Annotated in this window: 20 protein-coding genes; 10 read left to right on the forward strand and 10 right to left on the reverse strand. The window is 37.8% G+C overall.

Annotated features, from left to right (window positions below):
* The first annotated feature begins 78 nt into the window (after positions 1 to 78).
* The gene (locus F927_RS14855; protein ID WP_005086899.1) at positions 79 to 1,494 is read left to right on the forward strand and encodes an SLC13 family permease; all 1,416 of its coding nucleotides are present in this window, start codon (positions 79 to 81) and stop codon (positions 1,492 to 1,494) included.
* An 85-nt stretch (positions 1,495 to 1,579) separates the two neighbouring features.
* Here the strand turns inward: F927_RS14855 and F927_RS14860 are convergent, their stop codons facing one another.
* The 3 genes from F927_RS14860 to F927_RS14870 form a co-directional block, all read right to left on the reverse strand.
* Positions 1,580 to 2,866, reverse strand: a complete 1,287-nt coding sequence (locus F927_RS14860; protein ID WP_005086901.1) for a YncE family protein — start codon at positions 2,864 to 2,866, stop codon at positions 1,580 to 1,582.
* A 155-nt stretch (positions 2,867 to 3,021) separates the two neighbouring features.
* The gene (locus F927_RS14865) at positions 3,022 to 3,816 is read right to left on the reverse strand and encodes a TIGR03915 family putative DNA repair protein (protein WP_005086904.1); all 795 of its coding nucleotides are present in this window, start codon (positions 3,814 to 3,816) and stop codon (positions 3,022 to 3,024) included.
* Positions 3,817 to 3,818: 2 nt separating this feature from the next.
* Positions 3,819 to 5,081, reverse strand: a complete 1,263-nt coding sequence (locus tag F927_RS14870; protein WP_005086906.1) for a putative DNA modification/repair radical SAM protein — start codon at positions 5,079 to 5,081, stop codon at positions 3,819 to 3,821.
* A 614-nt stretch (positions 5,082 to 5,695) separates the two neighbouring features.
* Here F927_RS14870 and F927_RS17380 point away from each other — a divergent pair.
* The 3 genes from F927_RS17380 (at position 5,696) to glyS (ending at position 9,224) form a co-directional block, all read left to right on the forward strand.
* Positions 5,696 to 6,076: a hypothetical protein gene (locus tag F927_RS17380; protein WP_228127562.1), complete on the forward strand. Its 381-nt coding sequence runs from the start codon at positions 5,696 to 5,698 to the stop codon at positions 6,074 to 6,076.
* An 89-nt stretch (positions 6,077 to 6,165) separates the two neighbouring features.
* Complete coding sequence (gene glyQ / locus F927_RS14880; protein WP_004641159.1) at positions 6,166 to 7,155, forward strand: glycine--tRNA ligase subunit alpha; 990 nt, start codon at positions 6,166 to 6,168, stop codon at positions 7,153 to 7,155.
* A complete protein-coding gene (gene glyS / locus F927_RS14885) occupies positions 7,155 to 9,224 on the forward strand; it encodes a glycine--tRNA ligase subunit beta (RefSeq protein WP_005086910.1) in 2,070 nt (689 codons plus the stop codon). The genes glyQ and glyS overlap by 1 nt, the downstream gene beginning before the upstream one ends.
* A gap of 38 nt (positions 9,225 to 9,262) precedes the next feature.
* On the opposite strand, the gene F927_RS14890 is transcribed toward glyS, so the two are convergent.
* The gene (locus F927_RS14890) at positions 9,263 to 9,742 is read right to left on the reverse strand and encodes a GNAT family N-acetyltransferase (RefSeq protein WP_005086912.1); all 480 of its coding nucleotides are present in this window, start codon (positions 9,740 to 9,742) and stop codon (positions 9,263 to 9,265) included.
* 93 nt (positions 9,743 to 9,835) lie between these two features.
* The gene (locus tag F927_RS14895) at positions 9,836 to 10,507 is read right to left on the reverse strand and encodes a hypothetical protein (RefSeq protein WP_005086914.1); all 672 of its coding nucleotides are present in this window, start codon (positions 10,505 to 10,507) and stop codon (positions 9,836 to 9,838) included.
* A gap of 27 nt (positions 10,508 to 10,534) precedes the next feature.
* On the opposite strand from F927_RS14895, the gene F927_RS14900 reads away from it, so the two are divergent.
* A complete protein-coding gene (locus tag F927_RS14900) occupies positions 10,535 to 11,560 on the forward strand; it encodes an IS30-like element ISAba125 family transposase (RefSeq protein WP_080631719.1) in 1,026 nt (341 codons plus the stop codon).
* Here F927_RS14900 and F927_RS14905 read toward each other — a convergent pair.
* A complete protein-coding gene (locus F927_RS14905) occupies positions 11,487 to 12,098 on the reverse strand; it encodes a hypothetical protein (RefSeq protein WP_005086919.1) in 612 nt (203 codons plus the stop codon). The two genes, F927_RS14900 and F927_RS14905, sit on opposite strands and share 74 nt — an antisense overlap.
* A gap of 13 nt (positions 12,099 to 12,111) precedes the next feature.
* Between F927_RS14905 and F927_RS14910 the strand changes: the two genes are divergently transcribed.
* Positions 12,112 to 12,525, forward strand: coding sequence for an ASCH domain-containing protein (locus F927_RS14910; RefSeq protein ID WP_005086921.1), 414 nt, complete (start codon positions 12,112 to 12,114; stop codon positions 12,523 to 12,525).
* Positions 12,522 to 13,022 (forward strand): ATP-binding protein, encoded by a 501-nt coding sequence (locus F927_RS14915; protein ID WP_005086923.1) that lies wholly within the window; start codon positions 12,522 to 12,524, stop codon positions 13,020 to 13,022. The genes F927_RS14910 and F927_RS14915 overlap by 4 nt, the downstream gene beginning before the upstream one ends.
* On the opposite strand, the gene F927_RS17135 is transcribed toward F927_RS14915, so the two are convergent.
* Positions 13,017 to 14,107, reverse strand: a protein-coding gene (locus tag F927_RS17135) for an IS4-like element ISAba33 family transposase (RefSeq protein WP_107010211.1) whose coding sequence is annotated in 2 segments (ribosomal slippage) — positions 13,017 to 13,567 and positions 13,567 to 14,107 — 1,092 coding nt in all. Because the reading frame shifts where the segments join, the coding sequence is not laid out codon by codon here. The two genes, F927_RS14915 and F927_RS17135, sit on opposite strands and share 6 nt — an antisense overlap.
* A gap of 209 nt (positions 14,108 to 14,316) precedes the next feature.
* On the opposite strand from F927_RS17135, the gene F927_RS14930 reads away from it, so the two are divergent.
* Positions 14,317 to 14,736, forward strand: a complete 420-nt coding sequence (locus F927_RS14930) for a hypothetical protein (RefSeq protein ID WP_005086925.1) — start codon at positions 14,317 to 14,319, stop codon at positions 14,734 to 14,736.
* Positions 14,737 to 14,788: 52 nt separating this feature from the next.
* On the opposite strand, the gene F927_RS14935 is transcribed toward F927_RS14930, so the two are convergent.
* A complete protein-coding gene (locus F927_RS14935; protein ID WP_005086926.1) occupies positions 14,789 to 16,285 on the reverse strand; it encodes a flavin-containing monooxygenase in 1,497 nt (498 codons plus the stop codon).
* A 235-nt stretch (positions 16,286 to 16,520) separates the two neighbouring features.
* On the opposite strand from F927_RS14935, the gene F927_RS14940 reads away from it, so the two are divergent.
* Positions 16,521 to 16,934: a hypothetical protein gene (locus F927_RS14940; protein WP_005086927.1), complete on the forward strand. Its 414-nt coding sequence runs from the start codon at positions 16,521 to 16,523 to the stop codon at positions 16,932 to 16,934.
* 96 nt (positions 16,935 to 17,030) lie between these two features.
* Here the strand turns inward: F927_RS14940 and F927_RS14945 are convergent, their stop codons facing one another.
* Positions 17,031 to 18,377: a S8 family peptidase gene (locus F927_RS14945; RefSeq protein WP_005086929.1), complete on the reverse strand. Its 1,347-nt coding sequence runs from the start codon at positions 18,375 to 18,377 to the stop codon at positions 17,031 to 17,033.
* Between the two features lie 70 nt (positions 18,378 to 18,447).
* Positions 18,448 to 18,759 carry a hypothetical protein gene (locus F927_RS14950; protein WP_004641190.1) on the reverse strand — a complete coding sequence of 104 codons (312 nt, stop codon included), beginning with the start codon at positions 18,757 to 18,759 and terminating at the stop codon, positions 18,448 to 18,450.
* Between the two features lie 589 nt (positions 18,760 to 19,348).
* Between F927_RS14950 and F927_RS14955 the strand changes: the two genes are divergently transcribed.
* Positions 19,349 to 19,924: a hypothetical protein gene (locus tag F927_RS14955; protein WP_005086932.1), complete on the forward strand. Its 576-nt coding sequence runs from the start codon at positions 19,349 to 19,351 to the stop codon at positions 19,922 to 19,924.
* Positions 19,925 to 19,989 lie beyond the last annotated feature (65 nt).

The following is a 19,989-nucleotide window of genomic DNA, read 5'->3' on the forward strand; positions in this document are numbered from 1 at the left end:
ACGATATATTTGCGAGCAATACAGTTATTCTGCCAAATGTAGCTTTGTGGCAAATAACAACACAAATAAGGATATTGTATGAATGTTCCTCACTTAGAAACACCAACCAATGCGATGCCGAAAGGTGTACTCCGCGGTTGGGTGATTATTGCGATTGCAGCCCTGCTGTCATTCGGTTTATATGAAATTCTCCCCTATGAGCAAAATGCCAACAAAGGTTTAAGTTTATTATTCTTTATTGGTGTTTTATGGCTCACCGAAGCAATCCACATCACCATTACAGCACTGCTGGTTCCTGTACTCGCTGTACTCATCGGAATGCCAAGTGTGGGTAGTAATGATGAAGTCAGTCCAATCACGACAACTAAAGCACTAAGTACTTTCGCCGATCCGATTATTTTCATATTTTTTGGCGGTTTTGCTTTAGCAACAGCCTTACATGTGCAAAAGCTTGATCGAAAAATCGCGATGTGGGTGATTGCCTTATCACGAGGGCATTTAGGTTTAGCGGTCTTGGCGATCTGTATTGTGACTGCATTTTTATCAATGTGGATTTCTAACACCGCAACCGCAGCGATGATGCTCCCACTTGCATTGGGTTTATTAACGCATTTGGATGTTGCCAAAGAACGTAAAACTTTCGTCTTTATTCTACTGGGTATTGCGTATTCAGCCAATATTGGCGGTTTAGGGACGTTGGTTGGCTCACCACCAAACGCCATTGCAGCAAAAGCTTTAGGTTACGATTTCGCAGACTGGATGAAAATCGGTTTACCGCTGATGTTATTAATTTTCCCAGCCATGCTCGTCAGTTTGTATTTCATTTTGCGTCCTAAATTAAATCACAGAGTTGAATTTAAAGCTGAATCGATTCCTTGGAACCGCGACCGTCTACTGACCATGATTTTATTTATTGTCACTGCAATCGGCTGGATTTTTGGCAAAAGTGTAAGTGAGAAATTCGGAATCAGCCAACCAGATACATGGGTCGCTCTGAGCGCTGCGTGTATGGTGGTGATATTAGGTATTGCCACATGGAAAGATATTTCAGATAACACCGATTGGGGTGTACTCATGTTATTCGGTGGTGGTCTAACGTTAAGTGCGGTTTTAAAAGATTCAGGTTCTTCGTTAGTCCTTGGTCAAACGCTGGCAAATGCTTTCGGCGATGCATCTCCGTTCGTTGTCATCGTTGTTGTTGCCGCCTTTATTATTTTCTTAACCGAGTTGACCAGTAATACTGCATCTGCAGCTTTACTAGTTCCTGTATTTGCTGCAATCGCTGCACAGATGGGATTACCAAAAGAAATTCTTGTGATTGTGATTGGTATCGGTGCGTCATGTGCCTTTATGCTTCCTGTTGCAACGCCACCAAATGCGATTGTATTTGGTACTGGGCATATTCAACAAAGTGAAATGATGAAAGTCGGCTTTATGTTGAATATATTATGTGTGGCAGTTGTATCGATCTTTATCTATCTTTTCTTCCTCTAATTTTGAGGCATAAAGATCTATCGATTTGAAAAAGTCCAAATAAAAAAAACAGCCCGCAATGCGGGCTGTTTTTTTAACAAATGAATTAATTCATTTTTGCAACACCTAACCAAGTAAAGGTGTTTGGCACATCATTTAATTGAATGGTTTGTTTGATTTTCAAGTTTTTTAAATCAAGTTCAATAATTGTTTTTGCTTCAGTGTTATTGATAAAAACGGTATCCGAAGCAGCATTGACCACTAAACGACTTTTAGAAAGCTCAGTACCAACAACATTGTTAATCGCCTGAATTTGACCTAATCGTTGCCAAGTTTGTGTATCAATCACATGTACAGTTCCCATACTATCTAAAATCGCGAGATAACGTCCAGTTGCATCAAAGCTTTGCTGTAAGCGTCGAACAGCCGTTGTCCCATCCAACTCTTTTGCATCTGCTGACCAATTTAAACTGGTTGCATTTAATTTCTCAGGATCAACAATAAATAAAGCATGGGTGCCTGATGCAAATGCAGCAAATTGATTAATTTTCTCATGCCCTGCAATTGTACTAATACGTATTAATTGATCATTTTGATCTGTTATTTTAATTTTTTTATCAACAAAAGTATCTTTCTTCTGTTCAACCACCAAAACACCATCTTCACAGCCAAATGCAGCATATTTAGCAATCGAGGCTGCCCCGTGTAAACGATTACATGGATTGGTTAAACTCTGCTCTTCATGGAAGTGATCACCATGAATATGATAGCTTTTGACTATGCTTAATGTGCTCGCATCTGTCGGCATATAAGTACTTAACACATACTCGCCACGTGGTTCAGCAACACCATGATGTCCTTTCGGTAGTTTTTGAGTCGCAATACTTTTCTGTGCAATCATACTATCCGTAAACACTTCAAACTTAGACACCTCCGAAGCACTACCATCATAGAACAATGCTGCCGTACCATTGAAACTACGATAATGAGCAGGTGTCGTACCACTCAATTGGAACGTTAAGATATTAGGTGTATTGATTTTGAGTTGGTTGCTTTGCGTAAAGACACCACCATCAGCAAATTGCACCACCCCATTATTACGGCTCAACATCACTGCATAACGTAATTGAGGGCTGCTATACATCGCTGAAGGCATGTAATTTAATGCTTTGGTATCAATCACTTTCTGATCTTTAAGATCATAGACCGATAACGAAGGACGCTCTGTATCCGCATTGGCAATCGCTAGGCGACCTTCATGACTTTGAGCTGGCTGTTCAGGCTTTTGTGTATTTGATGATGAGCTAGATGAGTTACTACTCCCCCCACATGCTGACAACAACACACTGCTGAATAAAACACTTAGTAGATAAGTTTGTTTTAACCTATTCATGCTTATTTTTCCTGTTGGACTGATTTGTATTAATTTTGAAACGTTATAACATAACATTTACTTAAAATTAATGCTTCCTTTTATTTTTTTCAGTCTTCACAAAGCCTATTCGTCAAAATCAAACTCTAAGGAACTGTATTGTTTAATAAAATCCTTTAGATAATTTTTTCGTTGAGATAACGCCAATAACGTTTTGGTAAATACTGCACATGCAATTTCACATTCTGACGCTCTTTAATATTGATACTATTAAAATAATCTTTCCAAAGCTGATCATATAATTCTTCGTGTTCATCTAATTCTAATTGGAAATTTTGACTGGCACCATTTTCGATATTATGGTCAATCTGATGGGCTTCTAAAGAGACTTCATGGATCTCGTGTAAGTCATAATACAATCCATATTTGCGTTGTTCGTCATAAATCAACCAACGTTGATCTTGATAACGACGTTTAAAATGCGGTTGAATCAAAGGCAATACATTAAAATCAGGACGTACCAAACTTAAAAACAATCCATCTGTGGTTTTCTTAAAACGTACAAAAGCTTCCATGCGATGCTTTTCACGTCCCACCTTTTTGGTCCATTGTGAAATCGCCAAAACACTGGGATGCGAATAATTCTTCTCAACTGAATGTTGATGCCGAAAGACGTAGATACAGTAATTAAATAAATGCTGATAAGCATTCAAGGATTCTGATAAATAGGCAAAATAAAATTGTCTCAAAGATGAATACGACAATTTCTGCTGTAAGGCTGACCAAACACGTGCTGCATGTTGCTCATGATTTGGAATTTCAACCACCGTCGCGAATAAGCCATGCTGTGCGCCTTGGTTTAAACAGAGTTGCACGTGAAATTCTTTAAATTGGAACGCACGAAATACGCAGTTGAGCAAACCGACCATTGAACCATCAAAGTAATAATAAACCACAGCATCACTGAGCATATTTAGAATCCTAAACTCAGCTGTGGTGACAGTTGTTTCACGTATTTAGATGAACCCTGCGTTAATATTTGCTGACGAATATCAGTCGTAGAAAGTTCTTTTTGAAACCGTGGACTATCTTCACAACGAATAAAAAACTTAGCACGTGAATACGCCACACCGAGTTGTTTCAACAAATCAATATGCACCTTTCCAAAACGTCGTGCTTGTACGATTTTCTTGGCTGATTTCACTCCGATGCCGGGTACACGAAGGATCATGCGATAGTCAGCACGATTTAAATCCACTGGAAACTGCTCAGGATGACGCAACGCCCAACTCAGTTTTGGGTCTACATCTAAATCAAGATGTGGGTGTTTTTCATTGACGATTTCATTGACTTCAAAACCATAAAAACGCATCAACCAATCACTTTGATAAAGACGATTTTCACGTAACAAAGGTGGTGCTGAACCGACAGCAGGAAGATAATTATTTTCTGTGTTGATTGGAATATAACCTGAGAAATACACCCGTTTCAGTTTAAATTCCTTGTAATGTCGATCTGCCATTACAAGTACGTCTTGATCAGTTTCCTGATGTGCGCCAACCACCATTTGTGTGGTCTGTCCTGCGGGTACATATTTTGGAACATGCTTAATAATTTGACGTTCATCTTTGAGTTGAATCAGTCGATCTCGAACCAAACCTAAATCTTTTTGCACTTCTTGATGTGATTTTTCAGGGGCAAACGCTTTTAATCCGATCTCAGTTGGCATTTCTAAATTGATGCTCATACGGTCAGCATAAAGCCCTGCTTCATGAATCAGTTCAGGCGATGCACCGGGAATGGTTTTGAGGTGAATATAGCCATTAAAATTTTCCTCTAGACGTAGTTTTTTCACCACTTGAAGCATCCGCTCCATCGTATGGTCTGCGGATTTAAAAATCCCTGAGCTAAGAAATAATCCCTCAATATAATTACGACGATAAAAATTAATGGTCAGATCAACCACTTCTTGTACGGTAAATGCAGCACGTTTGACATCATTAGAACGGCGTGACACACAATAGGCACAATCAAAGATACAGACATTACTGAACAGGATTTTCAGTAATGAAACACAACGACCATCTTCGGTATAACTATGGCAAATCCCTGACCGACTGGCATCACCTAGGCCCTTGTCTTTATTTTTACGGTCACTACCACTGGATGAACAGGACACGTCATATTTGGCAGCGTCCGCAAGAATTTGCAATTTTTCACGAATGCGATCAGACATATCAAACGACCTGATGAGAACAGAGAATATCGTTTAAAAATTAGCATTTTCATATTGTGAAATTAAGAGCATGGGAGATGCAATGCGTCACGTGGTGACGTTTTATTCTGATCTTAGTAAAAGGTACAAAATATTGCTACAATTAAAGTCATGGTTAGGAATTGCAAATAAAACAAAATTATCAATTACGCTAACCGAAAAAACGTCTTACTAAAAACCATATGAGCTTTGTACAGCGAATGTTTGGATATATTATTGCTCTTTGGATCATTCTTATTATTAAAATTACTTTTATTAAAAAGACTCATACCGTTGGTCTACTTTTGATTATTTCCAGTACCATAATCTTATTACAGTACTGTTATTCTGAAATTAAAAGTCTTCCGCCCAACATCAACACCTATAAAAAACTGTGCGGCGTCTATAAATATGAAGAATTTATAAGTTCAAATAGAGGTAAAGGTAGTTATAACTTCTATTTTCAATTAAGTGATTATGGAGATTACTCTTACAATATCAATCACACGAAAGCCATCCACTATGGTTATAACAGTTCAAAAAAGCTGAGATTAGACAAGTTACAAAATAATCAAGATATATGTTTGCATGTTAGTATGAATGCTTATCAGGCAGATCGTATCAATGAGCTACTAGATATTGAATATTTAGCTCCAGACTACGAGTTTGAATTTAAAAAGATATGTGGTCGGCAAATTGCCTCAGAATATTCACAAGGCATGAAAGAGTCTAAAGATAATCCCTACTACTTAATATTCAAATTAGATCAGTATGGTACTTACTCACACTACATCCCACCTCATGGGATCACGCGTTCTACATTAATTGGTGATGTCATTTATACAAACTCTAACCAAGAAGTATGTCTAATCGCAAAAATACCTAAAGTGAGTATACATGAATCAAAATTTCTAGAAGACGCAGATATTCTTATGATCGAGTTAGTTGATAAACCTCCAATTTTAAAGAATGAGTAACCATAAGTTTTTTACACAACGCCTTTGCCACTCCCCCCCAAAATCCTTATACTTAACCACAATTTTTGTTTGATTCCAGTGGATGCACCATGAGTCGTGCTATATCGCATATTGATACATTTCAGGGCTTAATTCTTGCCCTACAAAACTATTGGGCGGAGCAAGGCTGCGTCGTATTACAACCATATGATATGGAAATGGGTGCAGGAACATTCCACACTGCAACTTTCTTACGCGCATTAGGTCCAGAAACTTGGAACGCGGCTTATGTTCAACCTTCACGCCGTCCGAAAGATGGTCGTTATGGTGAGAACCCAAACCGCTTACAACACTACTATCAGTTCCAAGTAGTACTTAAGCCAAACCCAGACAATATCCAACAGCTTTATCTTGATTCGTTAAAAGCAATCGGCATCGATACCCTGACTCACGATATTCGCTTCGTAGAAGACAACTGGGAATCTCCAACACTAGGCGCTTGGGGCTTAGGTTGGGAAGTTTGGTTAAATGGTATGGAAGTGACTCAGTTCACTTACTTCCAGCAAGTCGGTGGTGTTGAATGCTACCCTGTTACTGGTGAAATCACATACGGTTTAGAACGTCTTGCGATGTACCTTCAAGGTGTAGACTCAGTTTACGATCTTGTTTGGACCAAAGGTCAGTTCGGTACAGTAACTTACGGTGATGTATTCCATCAAAATGAAGTAGAACAATCGACCTATAACTTCGAATATGCGCCAGTCGATAAATTATTTGAATTATTCGATTTCTATGAAGCTGAAGCAGCTCGTTTAATGGAAGCTGAACTTCCACTTCCTGCTTATGAGCAAGTGATTAAAGCATCGCATAGCTTTAACTTATTAGATGCGCGTGGTGCGATTTCTGTAACTGAGCGTCAACGTTATATTTTACGTGTTCGTACCTTAGCGCGTTCAATCGCTCAAAGTTATGTGGCTGCGCGTGCGAAACTCGGTTTCCCAATGGCAGAACCACATTTGCGTGATGAAGTATTGGCTCAACTGAAAGCACAAGTTGAAGCTGAAGCAGCCCAAGCTGAAAAAGCGAAGGAGAATAAATAATGACAAAGCATACTGTTTTATTCGAACTTGGCTGTGAAGAACTTCCACCAAAAAGCTTAAAAACTTTACGTGATGCTTTAAAAGCTGAAACGGAAAAAGGCTTAAAAGATGCAGGCTTAAATTTTGCTGCAATCGAAGCTTATGCCGCGCCACGTCGTTTGGCATTAAAAATTGTTGATATTGATGCTGCTCAAGCAGACACACAAAAACGTTTTGACGGCCCTGCTGTTCAAGCCGCTTATGATGCAGAAGGCAAACCAACTAAAGCACTTGAAGGCTTTATGCGTGGTCAAGGCATTACGGTTGATCAGCTTTCGACGTTCCAAGCAGGTAAAGTTGAAAAAGTGTGCTTCTTGAAAGATGTGAAAGGTCAAAGCCTTGATGCTTTACTGCCACAAATTTTACAAACTGCATTAGACAACTTACCTATCGCAAAACGTATGCGTTCAGCAGCAAGTCGTACTGAATTCGTGCGTCCTGTAAAATGGGTCGTATTGCTGAAAGATGATCAAGTAGTTGAAGCTACCATTCAAGATCATAAAGCAGGTAATGTGACTTATGGTCACCGTTTCCATGCACCTGAAGCTGTGACTTTGGCGCACGCAAATGACTACCTTGCTGCTTTAGAAAAAGCTTATGTGGTTGCGAACTTTGAAAAGCGTCAAGCAACGATTCAAGATCAAGTGAAAAAGTTAGCTGATGAAGTCAATGCAACTGCGATTGTTCCAGCAGATTTACTTGATGAAGTCACCAGCTTAGTTGAATGGCCAGTTGCATTACGTGCAACTTTTGAAGAGCGTTATTTAGCTGTTCCTCAAGAAGCATTGATTACCACGATGCAGGACAATCAGAAGTATTTCTGTTTGATCAATGCTGAAGGTAAATTACAGCCTTACTTCATTACTATTTCAAATATTGAGTCGAAAGATCCGATTCAAATTATTGAAGGCAATGAAAAAGTTGTACGCCCTCGTTTGTCGGATGCAGAATTCTTCTTCTTACAAGATCAAAAGCAACCGCTTGCATCGCGTAAAGAAAAACTCGCGAATATGGTATTCCAAGCGCAATTGGGTACGCTTTGGAACAAATCAGAACGTATTGCTAAATTAGCCGTTGCACTATCACCAATTACAGGTGCAAATGCAGCCGATGCTGAAAAAGCAGCATTACTTGCTAAATGTGATTTGACCTCTGAACTTGTCGGTGAATTCCCTGAACTTCAAGGGATTGCAGGCACGTATTATGCTCGCCTTGAAGGTGAGAATCATGAAGTTGCAGAAGCTTTAGGTGAGCAGTATTTACCTAAGTTTGCGGGTGATGTTTTACCACAAACAAAGACAGGTACAACCATTGCGCTTGCAGATCGTTTAGATACGCTGGTTGGTATTTTCGGTATTGGTCAAGCACCAACAGGTTCTAAAGACCCGTTTGCATTACGTCGTTCTGCAATCGGTATCTTACGTTTAATCATTGAAAATGAACTTGATGTGACGATTGAAGAACTGGTTAACTTTGCGCTTCAAGGTTATGGTGACGTGGTTAAAGATCATGACAAGACGCGTGCTGATGCCGTTGCATTCCTTGAAGGTCGTTACCGTGCTAAATATGAAGACCAAGGTGTAGCTGTTGATGTGATTCAAGCCGTTCAAGCGCTTGCTCCAAAATCTCCACTTGATTTTGATAAGCGTGTAACTGCGGTGAATCATTTCCGTACTTTACCAGAAGCGGCTGCATTGGCTGCGGCAAATAAACGTGTTGCCAATATTCTTGCCAAAGAAGCAACGCCTGAAGGTGCTGTGGTTGAAGCGAATCTAGTTGAAGCGGCTGAAAAAGCGCTTTATGCCGAATTGTCTGCACTCACGCCAGTGGTTCAGCCTTTACTTGCTGCACGCAACTACACAGAAGCGTTGTCTAAACTTGCTGCGCTTCGTGCACCAATTGATGCTTTCTTTGAAGGCGTGATGGTTATGGCAGACGACGCTGAATTGAAAGCCAACCGTTTACGTTTATTGGCTCAGTTGCGTGATTTATTCACAGCAATTGCAGATGTAAGTGTATTGCAGGGTTAACTAGTCATGTAATAAAAAACCCGCTTAGAGCGGGTTTTTTAATCTAATTTATAGAATATTTCTTTATACTGCGGCAAATAAAGACCTGATTCAATACTTTCAAATTCAAATCCATTACTCAATAGTAAGGGTTTCAAAGATTTATCGACAGAATCTGAAACTGTAATACCAATATCTTTTCCACCAATTACATCTATAGCCAAAGGCAAAAGTTTTCTTCCTAACCCTGACTCTCTAAATTCAGGAAGTATATAAAAGGTACAAATCTTTTTTTCAAAAAAAGTATTTTTTAATAAAGAAAAGCCTGCTAGCTGACCAGAATTTTCCCTTGCAATTAGAACTTCGCGCTCATGTCCTTCGAATCCCTTGGCAAAGATATTCCAATACCAAGATTTTATCTCGGGATAAAGATATGCAAGCGCTTCAATATCTTGACCCAAAAATTTCAAAGTTTCGAGATTGTGAGACATGATCTCACATTCAAAAAATTGATCTAATTGATAGATGCTGTTTTGCATATTCACCCCCGTAAAACTTAGACCCAAATAATATAGTTATAAGACCACAATACAAGCTTTTTATTTATGAAATAGTACAAAAATGTAAACTTGTTAACCTCGTCTTATCGGCCATTGAAGTTTAAAATTTCCTTTCCAAAAGGTATGTAAAATACGATAAATCATATAAATCATGCAAAGACCAATAAAAAAATGAAAAAACCAATGCTTAGCCCAAAAATAAATACCATTTGGTCTTGATTCAATGAATACTGTTGCAATCAGACTACCTAATGAGCCTAATATAATAACTGAAAATACAAATGCCAAGATATTTACAAAAGTCACTTTGACTCTAACAAACTTTGCAAATGCGTTGAACCTATCAATATGGTTAAATTCATTTTCACCATTTTTATCTTTTTTATCAAAGTGGTAGATAAGCATCTGTGTTGGTAAAGCTGCTTTTTCAGTTTTGAAATGTAGATATTCATTCCATACTTCTTTTTCTAACAATCTACATCTTTTGTATTTATCATGAGATAATTTCAATTCATCATGTATATCACGGATGATAAACAAATGAATTTGCTCTAAAATGAAATTATTGTTCAAATGATTACAAATCGTAGCCGGTAAGTCCCGCAACTCATTTAAACGAAAATCGATCACTTCAATCTTTTCAAATTTACTGACTACTAGTCTATCCTCTGGCTCATAATTTTGCGAAAGAATTCGAACTTGTTTACTTGAAAGCTTGGCAGAGTAAAACTTGAAGTGCGACATAAACCACCTAATTAATTTAAAGGGTTTATGGAGTATATAAAATTGTCATACCATCATCTTAACTTTGAAGATCGTACTGCATTAATGCTTGAGTCAAGAAAAGAAGGCTTTTCAGCCAGAAAATTTGCTGAACTCATTAAAAGACATCCTAGTACGATCTATCGTGAGCTTAAAAGAAATAGCATCAATGACGTTTATCAAGCTCAATATGCTTCTGATAACACCTTCGCTAGACGTAGACGTGGTCACAGAAAACTCAAAATCGATTCAATCCTCTGGAAATTTATTGTTGAAGCGATCCGTTGTTTATGGTCTCCTCAGCAAATAGCAAAGCGTTTAAAGACATTTCCTGATTTGGATCAAACAATGAATGTAAGCCATACAACGATTTATTCAACGATACGAGCATTACCCAAGGGTGAGTTGAAAAAAGACTTATTATCCTGTCTACGTCATGAAAATAAAAAGCGAAAAGCTAACGGTGAACCTAAAAAAGATTCTATATTACAGGATATTAAAACTATTCATGAGCGCCCAGCCGAAGTTCAAGAAAGAAAAATACCGGGTCATTGGGAAGCTGATTTAATTAAAGGTAAAGACAATAAAAGTTCGATAGCAACACTTATTGAACGAAATACACGGCTCTGTATCTTGGCAACATTACCTGATGCAAAGGCAGAATCAGTGCGCAAGGCTTTAACTGAAGCTCTGAAATATTTACCTGCAGAACTGCGTAAAACGTTGACCTATGACCGTGGACGCGAGATGGCAGAACATAAAATACTTGAAGAAGATTTAGGCATAGATGTATATTTCTGTGACCCACATTCACCCTGGCAAAAAGGCACATGCGAAAATATGAATGGTTTAATTAGGCAATATTTACCTAAAGGGATTGATTTAAATCAGGCAGATCAGCATTATTTAAATCAAGTTGCCATGTCACTGAATACTCGTCCTAGAAAAGCGTTAGATTGGCTTACACCATTAGAGAAATTTGCTCAGCTTGTTGATTATCATAAGGCTTTTGAAACTGTCGCACCTCATGTTTGAATTCGCCCTTCAATCTAAATCTAAAGTAATGATAAAGATCATCGCTTTCTTCATGTCTTATAATTGCTTTTGGAATACTAACTTTTGTACTTTCACTATCTTCATTCACAATAAATTTTACATCATTGGGATCATCACCAATTTCTAGTTCCTTATATACTCTAAGCCCCTTATCTTCATCACCCAAGAACCTAATATCCTTGTAATTGACACCATCAGAAGAAGATTTAAGCTTTTCATTAAATATTAGTTCGATAAGCTCATCTTTAGAGCAAATAACATTCCCAAGGTTCCCCATGTAGTTTTCTTTTTCCATCTTAAAAGGAAAATAAAAATTTATGCTTTTCAATTCTTTATAGCGAAAAAGATTTAACCTCAAACCTATATCAAGATAGTTACATGCTTGTTTTGCTTCTAATGACCAATAGTTGATATGAAGTTCAACTTTATTTTTATGCTCATCACTATTTTTAGGCTCATCACTATCAGATTGACTTATAGTATCATCTTCAAGCCAAAATCCTAAACTATAACCCACGTGTAATCCCCTGATGAATATTGTTCTAAGTATAAAACCTCAATTTACAAATTTAATTTTAGATGGAAGCAAAACCATAGAAATGCGAACTAAAATTGGCAAAAATTTTATAAATGGAGCTACAATCATAATCTATAGTTCCACCCCTATTAAAGCAATAGTTGCGACAGCGAAAATCAATCAAATTCAAATATTAAAGAAGAATGAGATTACTGAAGAGCATCTAAAAAAAATATGTATTTCTGAGCAGTATTTCAACGACTATATGCAAGAGAAAGAAAACTGTTATTTGATTGAAATTAAACATGTAAAAAAACTTGATACCCCTCTTTATCTAAAAGACCTCAGAAAACTTGGGTTCACAGCACCTCAGTCATTTTGTTATGCTAAGGAATGTGTACAAAACCTCATTGATAGGCAATTATGATTATCGGTTTGTTTGGTCTTTCGGGAAGTGGAAAAACTTTTATTAGAAAAAAATTTGAGGAGACCTATAAAGATTTTCAATGTTATTCGGCTTCAGAACTTCTTAAAGAGGTGAATAGACCAATTGAACGATCTTCTTTAAATAAAATGACTTTAGATGAAAATCAATGCACATTAGTTAAAGCACTGAAAGAAAAATCAAAAAATAGTGATATTTTCATAGAATTACACGCAATTATTGAGCAAAGTGATTCATCATCATACTTTGTAAAAAAAGAGGTATTACTTTCATTTAATCTTGACTACATTTTTTTACTAGATATTTCTCCAAAAGATTTGATGCTTCAAAGACGATATGATGGCTCTAAAGAACGTCCGACCTTGACTATGCAACAATTAGGGATTCTATCGACTGAACAAAAAAAACATTTAAAGAAAATATTTAACAATAAACTGCTAATCATTAAAAATTATCTCTGTACACGACAAATTTCATAGGATCCTTGTCCTATCAGGCTTTTTCTTTCTTAAAATTGCTAGCACTTTCTTAAATTCTTCTTTTTTTCCAAAACCAATCAAACGTAGAATAGCCATTTGAACATAGTCCAAACCGTAGCGAAATAAACTTACTGAAAGTCGTCCATGCTTCTTTATTTTTATCGCTTTTTTCCGATCATGTTGCCATTCACCTGTTAAATAGCACCAACAGAAACCGATAGCTAGCACTGCTATCAATTTCTTGACTCGTCTAGGGTCTGTTAAACGAGTATTTTCAAGATTGAATCCACGTCCTTTGAGACAACTAAATAACGTTTCGATTTCCCAGCGTAATGCATAATCACGAATAGCAGAAGCATTAAACATAGGAGAAACAACAAGTAAAAGCTCTCCATCTTCTAATCGTAGCGCACTAATATACAGTTTCACTCGACCAACCCAAATACGTCGTTTACGACATTCAGTTTGACCAACTTGAAGATGACGAAATAAATCACTAATTTTATGATTCTTGGCTAAGTGATTGGTCACAATAAAGTTTTTTTAACACGTATACAGAAGTTAATGTCATTTTCAATTAACCATGTAAACCATTTCTCACCGATAAATTCTCTGTCTGCAAACACATTCACAATACGATCTTTACCAAAAATGGAGATAAAGCGTTGAATCAAAGCAATACGCTCTTTTGTATCTGAATTTCCACGTTTATTGAGCAATGTCCAAACAATAGGTATCGCTATTCCACGATAGACGATGGCTAACATCAAGATATTAATATCTCGTTTTCCCCATTTCCAATTAGTTCTATCCAAAGTTAATTGGACTTTATCGAATGAAAATATATTGAAAATTAACTGAGAAATTTGACGATAATCGAAATACTGATCTGCAAAGAAGCGTTGTATACGTCGATAAAATGATTGTGGTAAGCACTTGATGGGTAAGGCTTTAGATGCAGAAGAAAGATTACATGTCTGTTTTACAATTAATGCAAGCATAATCAGTGTAAAACATTTTGCATGTGACTTGTTCCACTTTAGATATTTGTTTAAGATGAGATGTAACTCATTGAAATGTGTCATCATATTCGTCGTCAGAAAACAAGTATTATGCCATTATTTCAATGAGTTATCTTTTTTTGTCGTGTACAAAGAAAAATTATAATGAATTAGTATCTAAGCTTAATTTTGACTCTTGATTAAGTACTTTTTTAGTAAAAATTACATATCTATTTAGGTTCTCAGGCTAAGATATAAATCTCGATTACGTATCGCTGAAAGGATAAAAGATGATGAAAAAAGTACCTGCACTGTGTTTAGCGACTGCACTGATCGCATCGTCTTCTCTCTGGGCAGCCGAAACAAATACAACTACAGCGAATGCAAACACTGCAACGGCAGAAAAAACACTCCCTTATGGTGACAACCCAAGCCTTGGTCGAGTATTGCTATATAAAACAGGCAAAGGCATGCAAAACCTAGGTGAATCTATCCAAGGTGCATCTGAAAACACCTCACAAAAAATGAGTGAGAGATGGAAAAACACCAAAGAATATACAGCTGAACAATCTGAAATCGTTCAGGAACAAACACAAAAAGCCAAACAATTTACGGCTAAAAAATGGCAAGACACCAAAGATGCGGTGGTTGGTACCAATGATGGAAATGTTCCTATTGAACGTGCTGAACTTAGTCAGCCATCATCAAACTAAAAATAAAATACCTCTAATTTAAAGTTAGAGGTTTTTTAATAATTAGAGAGATTTAAGCTGTTTCAGTTTCCAGCTTAACCTGATGATCAATCAGATATTCATTTAAATTAAAACGGCTGAGTTGCTGACGCATCTTAAACGTTGTCCACGGCCAGACCGTACTATTTCGCCCGTTCCGATCAATGAAATAACTCTGACAACCACCCTTGTTCCAAACCGTGGTTTGTAAAGCTTCTTGTACGCGTTGATTAAACTCAGCGATACGCACAGGATCAGGTTCTATGGTTTTGATATTATTTTTAATCGCTTGTTTCAACGCATCTATAATATAAGTGAGCTGCGCTTCAATAATGATAAAAGCCGAAGAACTCACCGCAATATTCGGTCCAAACATCAAGAAACCATTCGGGCAATCTGCTACCATCGTTCCCATATAGCCTTCTGGACTGCCCTGCCACACATCAGACATACTTTGTCCATAACGGTTATAGACACGCTGAGCAATTGGTGGTTCAGCCACCTCAAAGCCCGTCCCAAGAATAATCACATCGGCTTCAAAGCTTGAACCATCACTGGCAATCAACTGTTTGCCTTTCACCTCACTTAATGCACCTGCGACAACATTGACATTGTCTTGGGCTAGAGCTGGATACCATTCATTAGATTGCAGAATACGTTTACAGCCGATTACATAATTTGGTGTGACTTTACGACGTAATTCAGGATCTTTAATACCCTGTTTAATATGAAATTCGGCAATACGCTGTACTTGTCGCATCGCAGCATTACTTTGTAATCCACCATTTAAGGTTTCAAAGATGCCATAGACTGAACCACGCATCACCGACTGAGAGACAGGGATATATTTAAATAAAGTTTGAATGGCACTTGGCAGTGGCATATCTGACTTTGGTAATACCCAATGTGGTGTACGTTGAAATACAGTGAGTTGTTTTACCAAAGGCTGAATTTGCGGCACAAACTGAATTGCAGATGCGCCTGTACCAATCACCGCAACACGTTTCCCTGCTAAATCTAAGTCATGTCGCCAACGAGATGAATGGAAAATTTCACCTCCAAAATCTTTGAGACCTTTTACATTTGGGATCACAGGTTCATGCATTGGTCCACATGCCATGATCGCAAATTGTGAATGGAATTCACCTTGATTGGTTTTGATAATCCAACACTGTTTAACATCCGACCACGTTGCAGCTAAGGCTTCATGATTGAAATGAACATGCGGTAAAACTTGATATTTCTGCGCGGTGTTCTGTAAATATTGTTTGATTTCCGCTTGTCCCGCGAACACTCGACTCCATGTAGGATTCGGCTCAAAAGAATATGAATACAATGCCGATGGCACATCACAGGCACATCCCGGATAGGTATTTTCACGCCATACACCACCGAGTTCATTGGCTTTTTCGAACAAGATGAAATCATGAATACCCGCTTGTTTGAGTTTAATCGCAGCACCTAAACCCGCAAAACCACCACCGATCACAATCACTCGATAAAATGGCACAGTCTTCGACTTGGTATTCATGACTCGTTTTCCCTTATTTTCATTCCGCATACAACATGGCATAAACTAAAAATAAGTTCATTAACCTGACTGAGCTTTCCGATGGTCATTTTTGATACAAATTACTAATTATATTTTTATCTTTTCCAAAGAATTCATTATAAATTTACATGGCCATTTCAAAAACTAAATTGAACTTAACTCGCTTTGCCGACACACTGAAATGATTGATATTTATAGAACTGGAATTTCGCACATGAATGTAACGCCGTTAAAAGCACTTTTATTTTCAATCACCACAAGCCTTATCTTTACAGGCTGTTCTTCTTCTCCGATCCAGACAACTACAGCTACTCAAATTTTAGAACAAGTTCAAAATATCGAAGCAACCCCTACGACCGAAAACAATACCGCTCGACTTATTCAACAACCGAAAAATTGCTTTATTGAATTCACGGGTAATTTTGAGGGTGGTCAAGCTGTGGAGCATTGGATTTTTAATCGTCAAGGCTTAATTTCAGCCAGCACCAGCACAACACAATATTCAAATAATACCAACTCACCCACCCAAACATCCGCCATATTTAATATTCAAGAACCAGCCATTCAAGCAAATTTTAAGAAGCTGCAAAGTAATTTTAGTGCTGACAATTTAGCTAAATGTCATTAATAATTTAAAAAAAACTCGTTGCAGATTAAGATCATGCAACGAGTTATGGCACTTTAAAACGTACTCTAGATCAATTTAAACTATAAAAAATTAACCTTAATTGGATGATAAGCCGTTACTTGCAGCCAATACATCAATACGCGGGAAGACCAAACCAGTTCTCGTATCAGTAACTGACTTGCCTGTGACTCTCAAGCGATGAATGGTTTGATCAATGCTTTCCGTTGGACTCACACTATTCGCACGCAACAATGCTATCGCCCCTGCCACATGCGGTGCAGCTTGTGATGTTCCACCTTGTGTCTCACCACCTGCGGTAATCAATGCACCTGGTGCGATTAAAGTGACCAGTGAACCACCATTGCTGAAACAAGTAACCTTATCCGCATTTGTAGTTCTATCAGTACAATTACTCCACGCTAAACTTCCCATATTACTATCGTATACAGCACCTACACGCACGGCACCTGCCACACATGCTGGTGAAGATATCCCATCAGCAAATCCATCATTACCAGATGCGACGACAGGAACAACCCCGGCTGCACGTGCATTGGCAAAGGCAGTTGCGTAACTACTGTTTTGGCATTCCGAGGTATATTTCACTCCAGGCACGCCCAAACTCATATTAATCGCTTTAATATTATAGGCTTGAGCATTATTTACTGCCCAATTTACACCTGCGAGAATATCACTATCATAGGCCGTGCTGACCCATTGCCCTTGGGATCTGACCTTTCTAAATGCATCGATACCAATAATTTTAGTTTTCGTCGCAACTTTAGCAACGATGGCCGAAACATTACTACCGTGCCCATCATCATCTAAGCTGCCATCGTCAGGTGCAGTATCAAAGGAATGCACCACGCGACAGGTTGAAGCTGGCGTATTGACTGCCGTACAACCGAAATCCGAGTGCTTATAATTCACCCCAGTATCGATCACCACGACACTCGAACCTTCGCCTGTAAAGCCATTCGCTACAGCTTGAGGTTGATTGATTAATGGCAAACTTTGCATTGTGGTCGGTGTATTCTTACGATTCGGATATACCCCTTTGACTGAAGGATCATTTAGAACCTGAGCCAATGTTTTTCGGTCTTGAATTCGATAGAGCCCCATCGGTATTCCATTAAATTCGCGTAAAGTTTGGAAACCTGAAGCTTGAGCAAATTTTGCTTTAAACTGCGTTTTTCCCTCAGCAATATAACTCCGCTTTTCTGCACTTGGTGAAATATGAGAAAAATTCGTCTCATACTCAATGAGTAAATCATTCGACTCATTATTTACCAAAGCATTAAGATCGATCTTGCCTTTAGCAACTTTAGCTAAAGCAGTTGAATTCAACTGTTGCTTTAACTGTGCTGCACTCAGCGCTGCTGCTGTAGTATTGGTACTGTATAAAATACATAAACTTAGTAATAACAACGTTTTATTTTTCAATTTCTATCTCCATTGTTCTTGGATAAAGAACATGTATCTCTCATGGGCTTGGATAAAGACCATGCGATGATTAAAGCGTTTTAATTTGATTTGCTGGATCAGTTTCTGGATCTATCGGTTGAATCGCTGGGTCACTTTTGGTGTTATAAAATTGAGCCTCCTCTTCCGATGTGCCAGATTGGTTTAATAAAGTTGTTGTTTTAATCTCTTTTTGGTTAATCTCCTGCTGATTGAGTGGTTTGGATGGAACTTCAAGATAATCATCTTTCATCTGGTGGATATACAGATCATTTGATGAAGTCAGTGGGTCAGATGGTTGGAAATACAGTACGATCACGCCTAATCCAACCAATAAGAGTAAAAATGCCGCAATCATTTTCATTCATATTCTCCAATATTTCTTTTACTGCTTATTGCAAGGTTTTGTTTTAATCATCTATTAACCAATAATTATTAACATTAATATTCACATTAATTTTCATATTTTACAAACATTGAAATGAATTAAATGCAAATTGCGATAATACTTGGTTTTTAGACGGCAATTACCTCATAGTAGAATGGTTTGAGAGATGATAAGTTTTCTATTGAGATCAATAAATTTAATGGAAACTCAAAATAAATTTTCCACACTTTTATACCAAGCAATAAAAATGCCACTTTTAAATTTAAATCATATTTGAGTAAAAATTAGATAAAAGAACGGCTCTCCTTCATTTTCATCGAGATTAGCTGCATCATAAAATAAGCTAATCACCAAGAGATATATAGATTTCAAACCTTAATTAAAACTATATATTTCAAATATTTATAGTTTTAGGCATTCTCCACAATTTACCGCTAGAGTGTGTTTCTGCTGTAACGTACTTGTAAAGTTTTGCTGAAATCCATAGCTTTCTCCTTTTTGCTCGCTATGATGCGATGGCGATTATGAAGTGCCCTGATATGGCACATCACTTAAGGAAACCGCAATGAAAAAAATGATCAAAACAGCTATCGTGACAACAAGTATTCTTGCTTCTGCATCAGTTTTTGCACAAAACGTGGGTGCAAATGCGAGTGGCTCAGCACAAGTTTCTGTACAGTCAAACGGCTTAATTAAAGGCGTTACGGGTGCAGTCAAAAATACAGCACAAGGTGTAGGTCAAACAGCTCAACATGTTGGTCATGCGGCTGTAAACACTGGGGTAAATGTCACCCAAAAAACGGTGGGCACTGCTGCAAATGTTGGCTCATCTGTCATTCACACGACTGGTGCTGCTGTTAAAAATGGAAGCAACTACGCGGTAAACAAAGCAGTAGATGGTAAAACTGTCGCTACTGAGACACGTGCAGAGGCTAAAAAACGCTATCAGGATCGTAAAGCTGAATCAAAATCAATTGGTCTAAATACACAAACTAGCGTTCATGTTGGCAACTCATCTGTGCAAGCACAAACAGGCTTGAATGCTGATCGAAAACAAGCACAAGCAGGTGCAAATGTTGGTGTAAAAGTGTTAGGCGTAAACGCGAATGTAAACACCAATGCTAAAGTGGGCGCGAACTAATCTCAAATATTCATCAAAAAAAGCCTTTTGAATGCTCAAAAGGCTTTTTTTATGCTTCTGATTTC

This window comes from Acinetobacter haemolyticus CIP 64.3 = MTCC 9819 (genome assembly GCF_000369065.1).
GTDB lineage: Bacteria > Pseudomonadota > Gammaproteobacteria > Pseudomonadales > Moraxellaceae > Acinetobacter > Acinetobacter haemolyticus.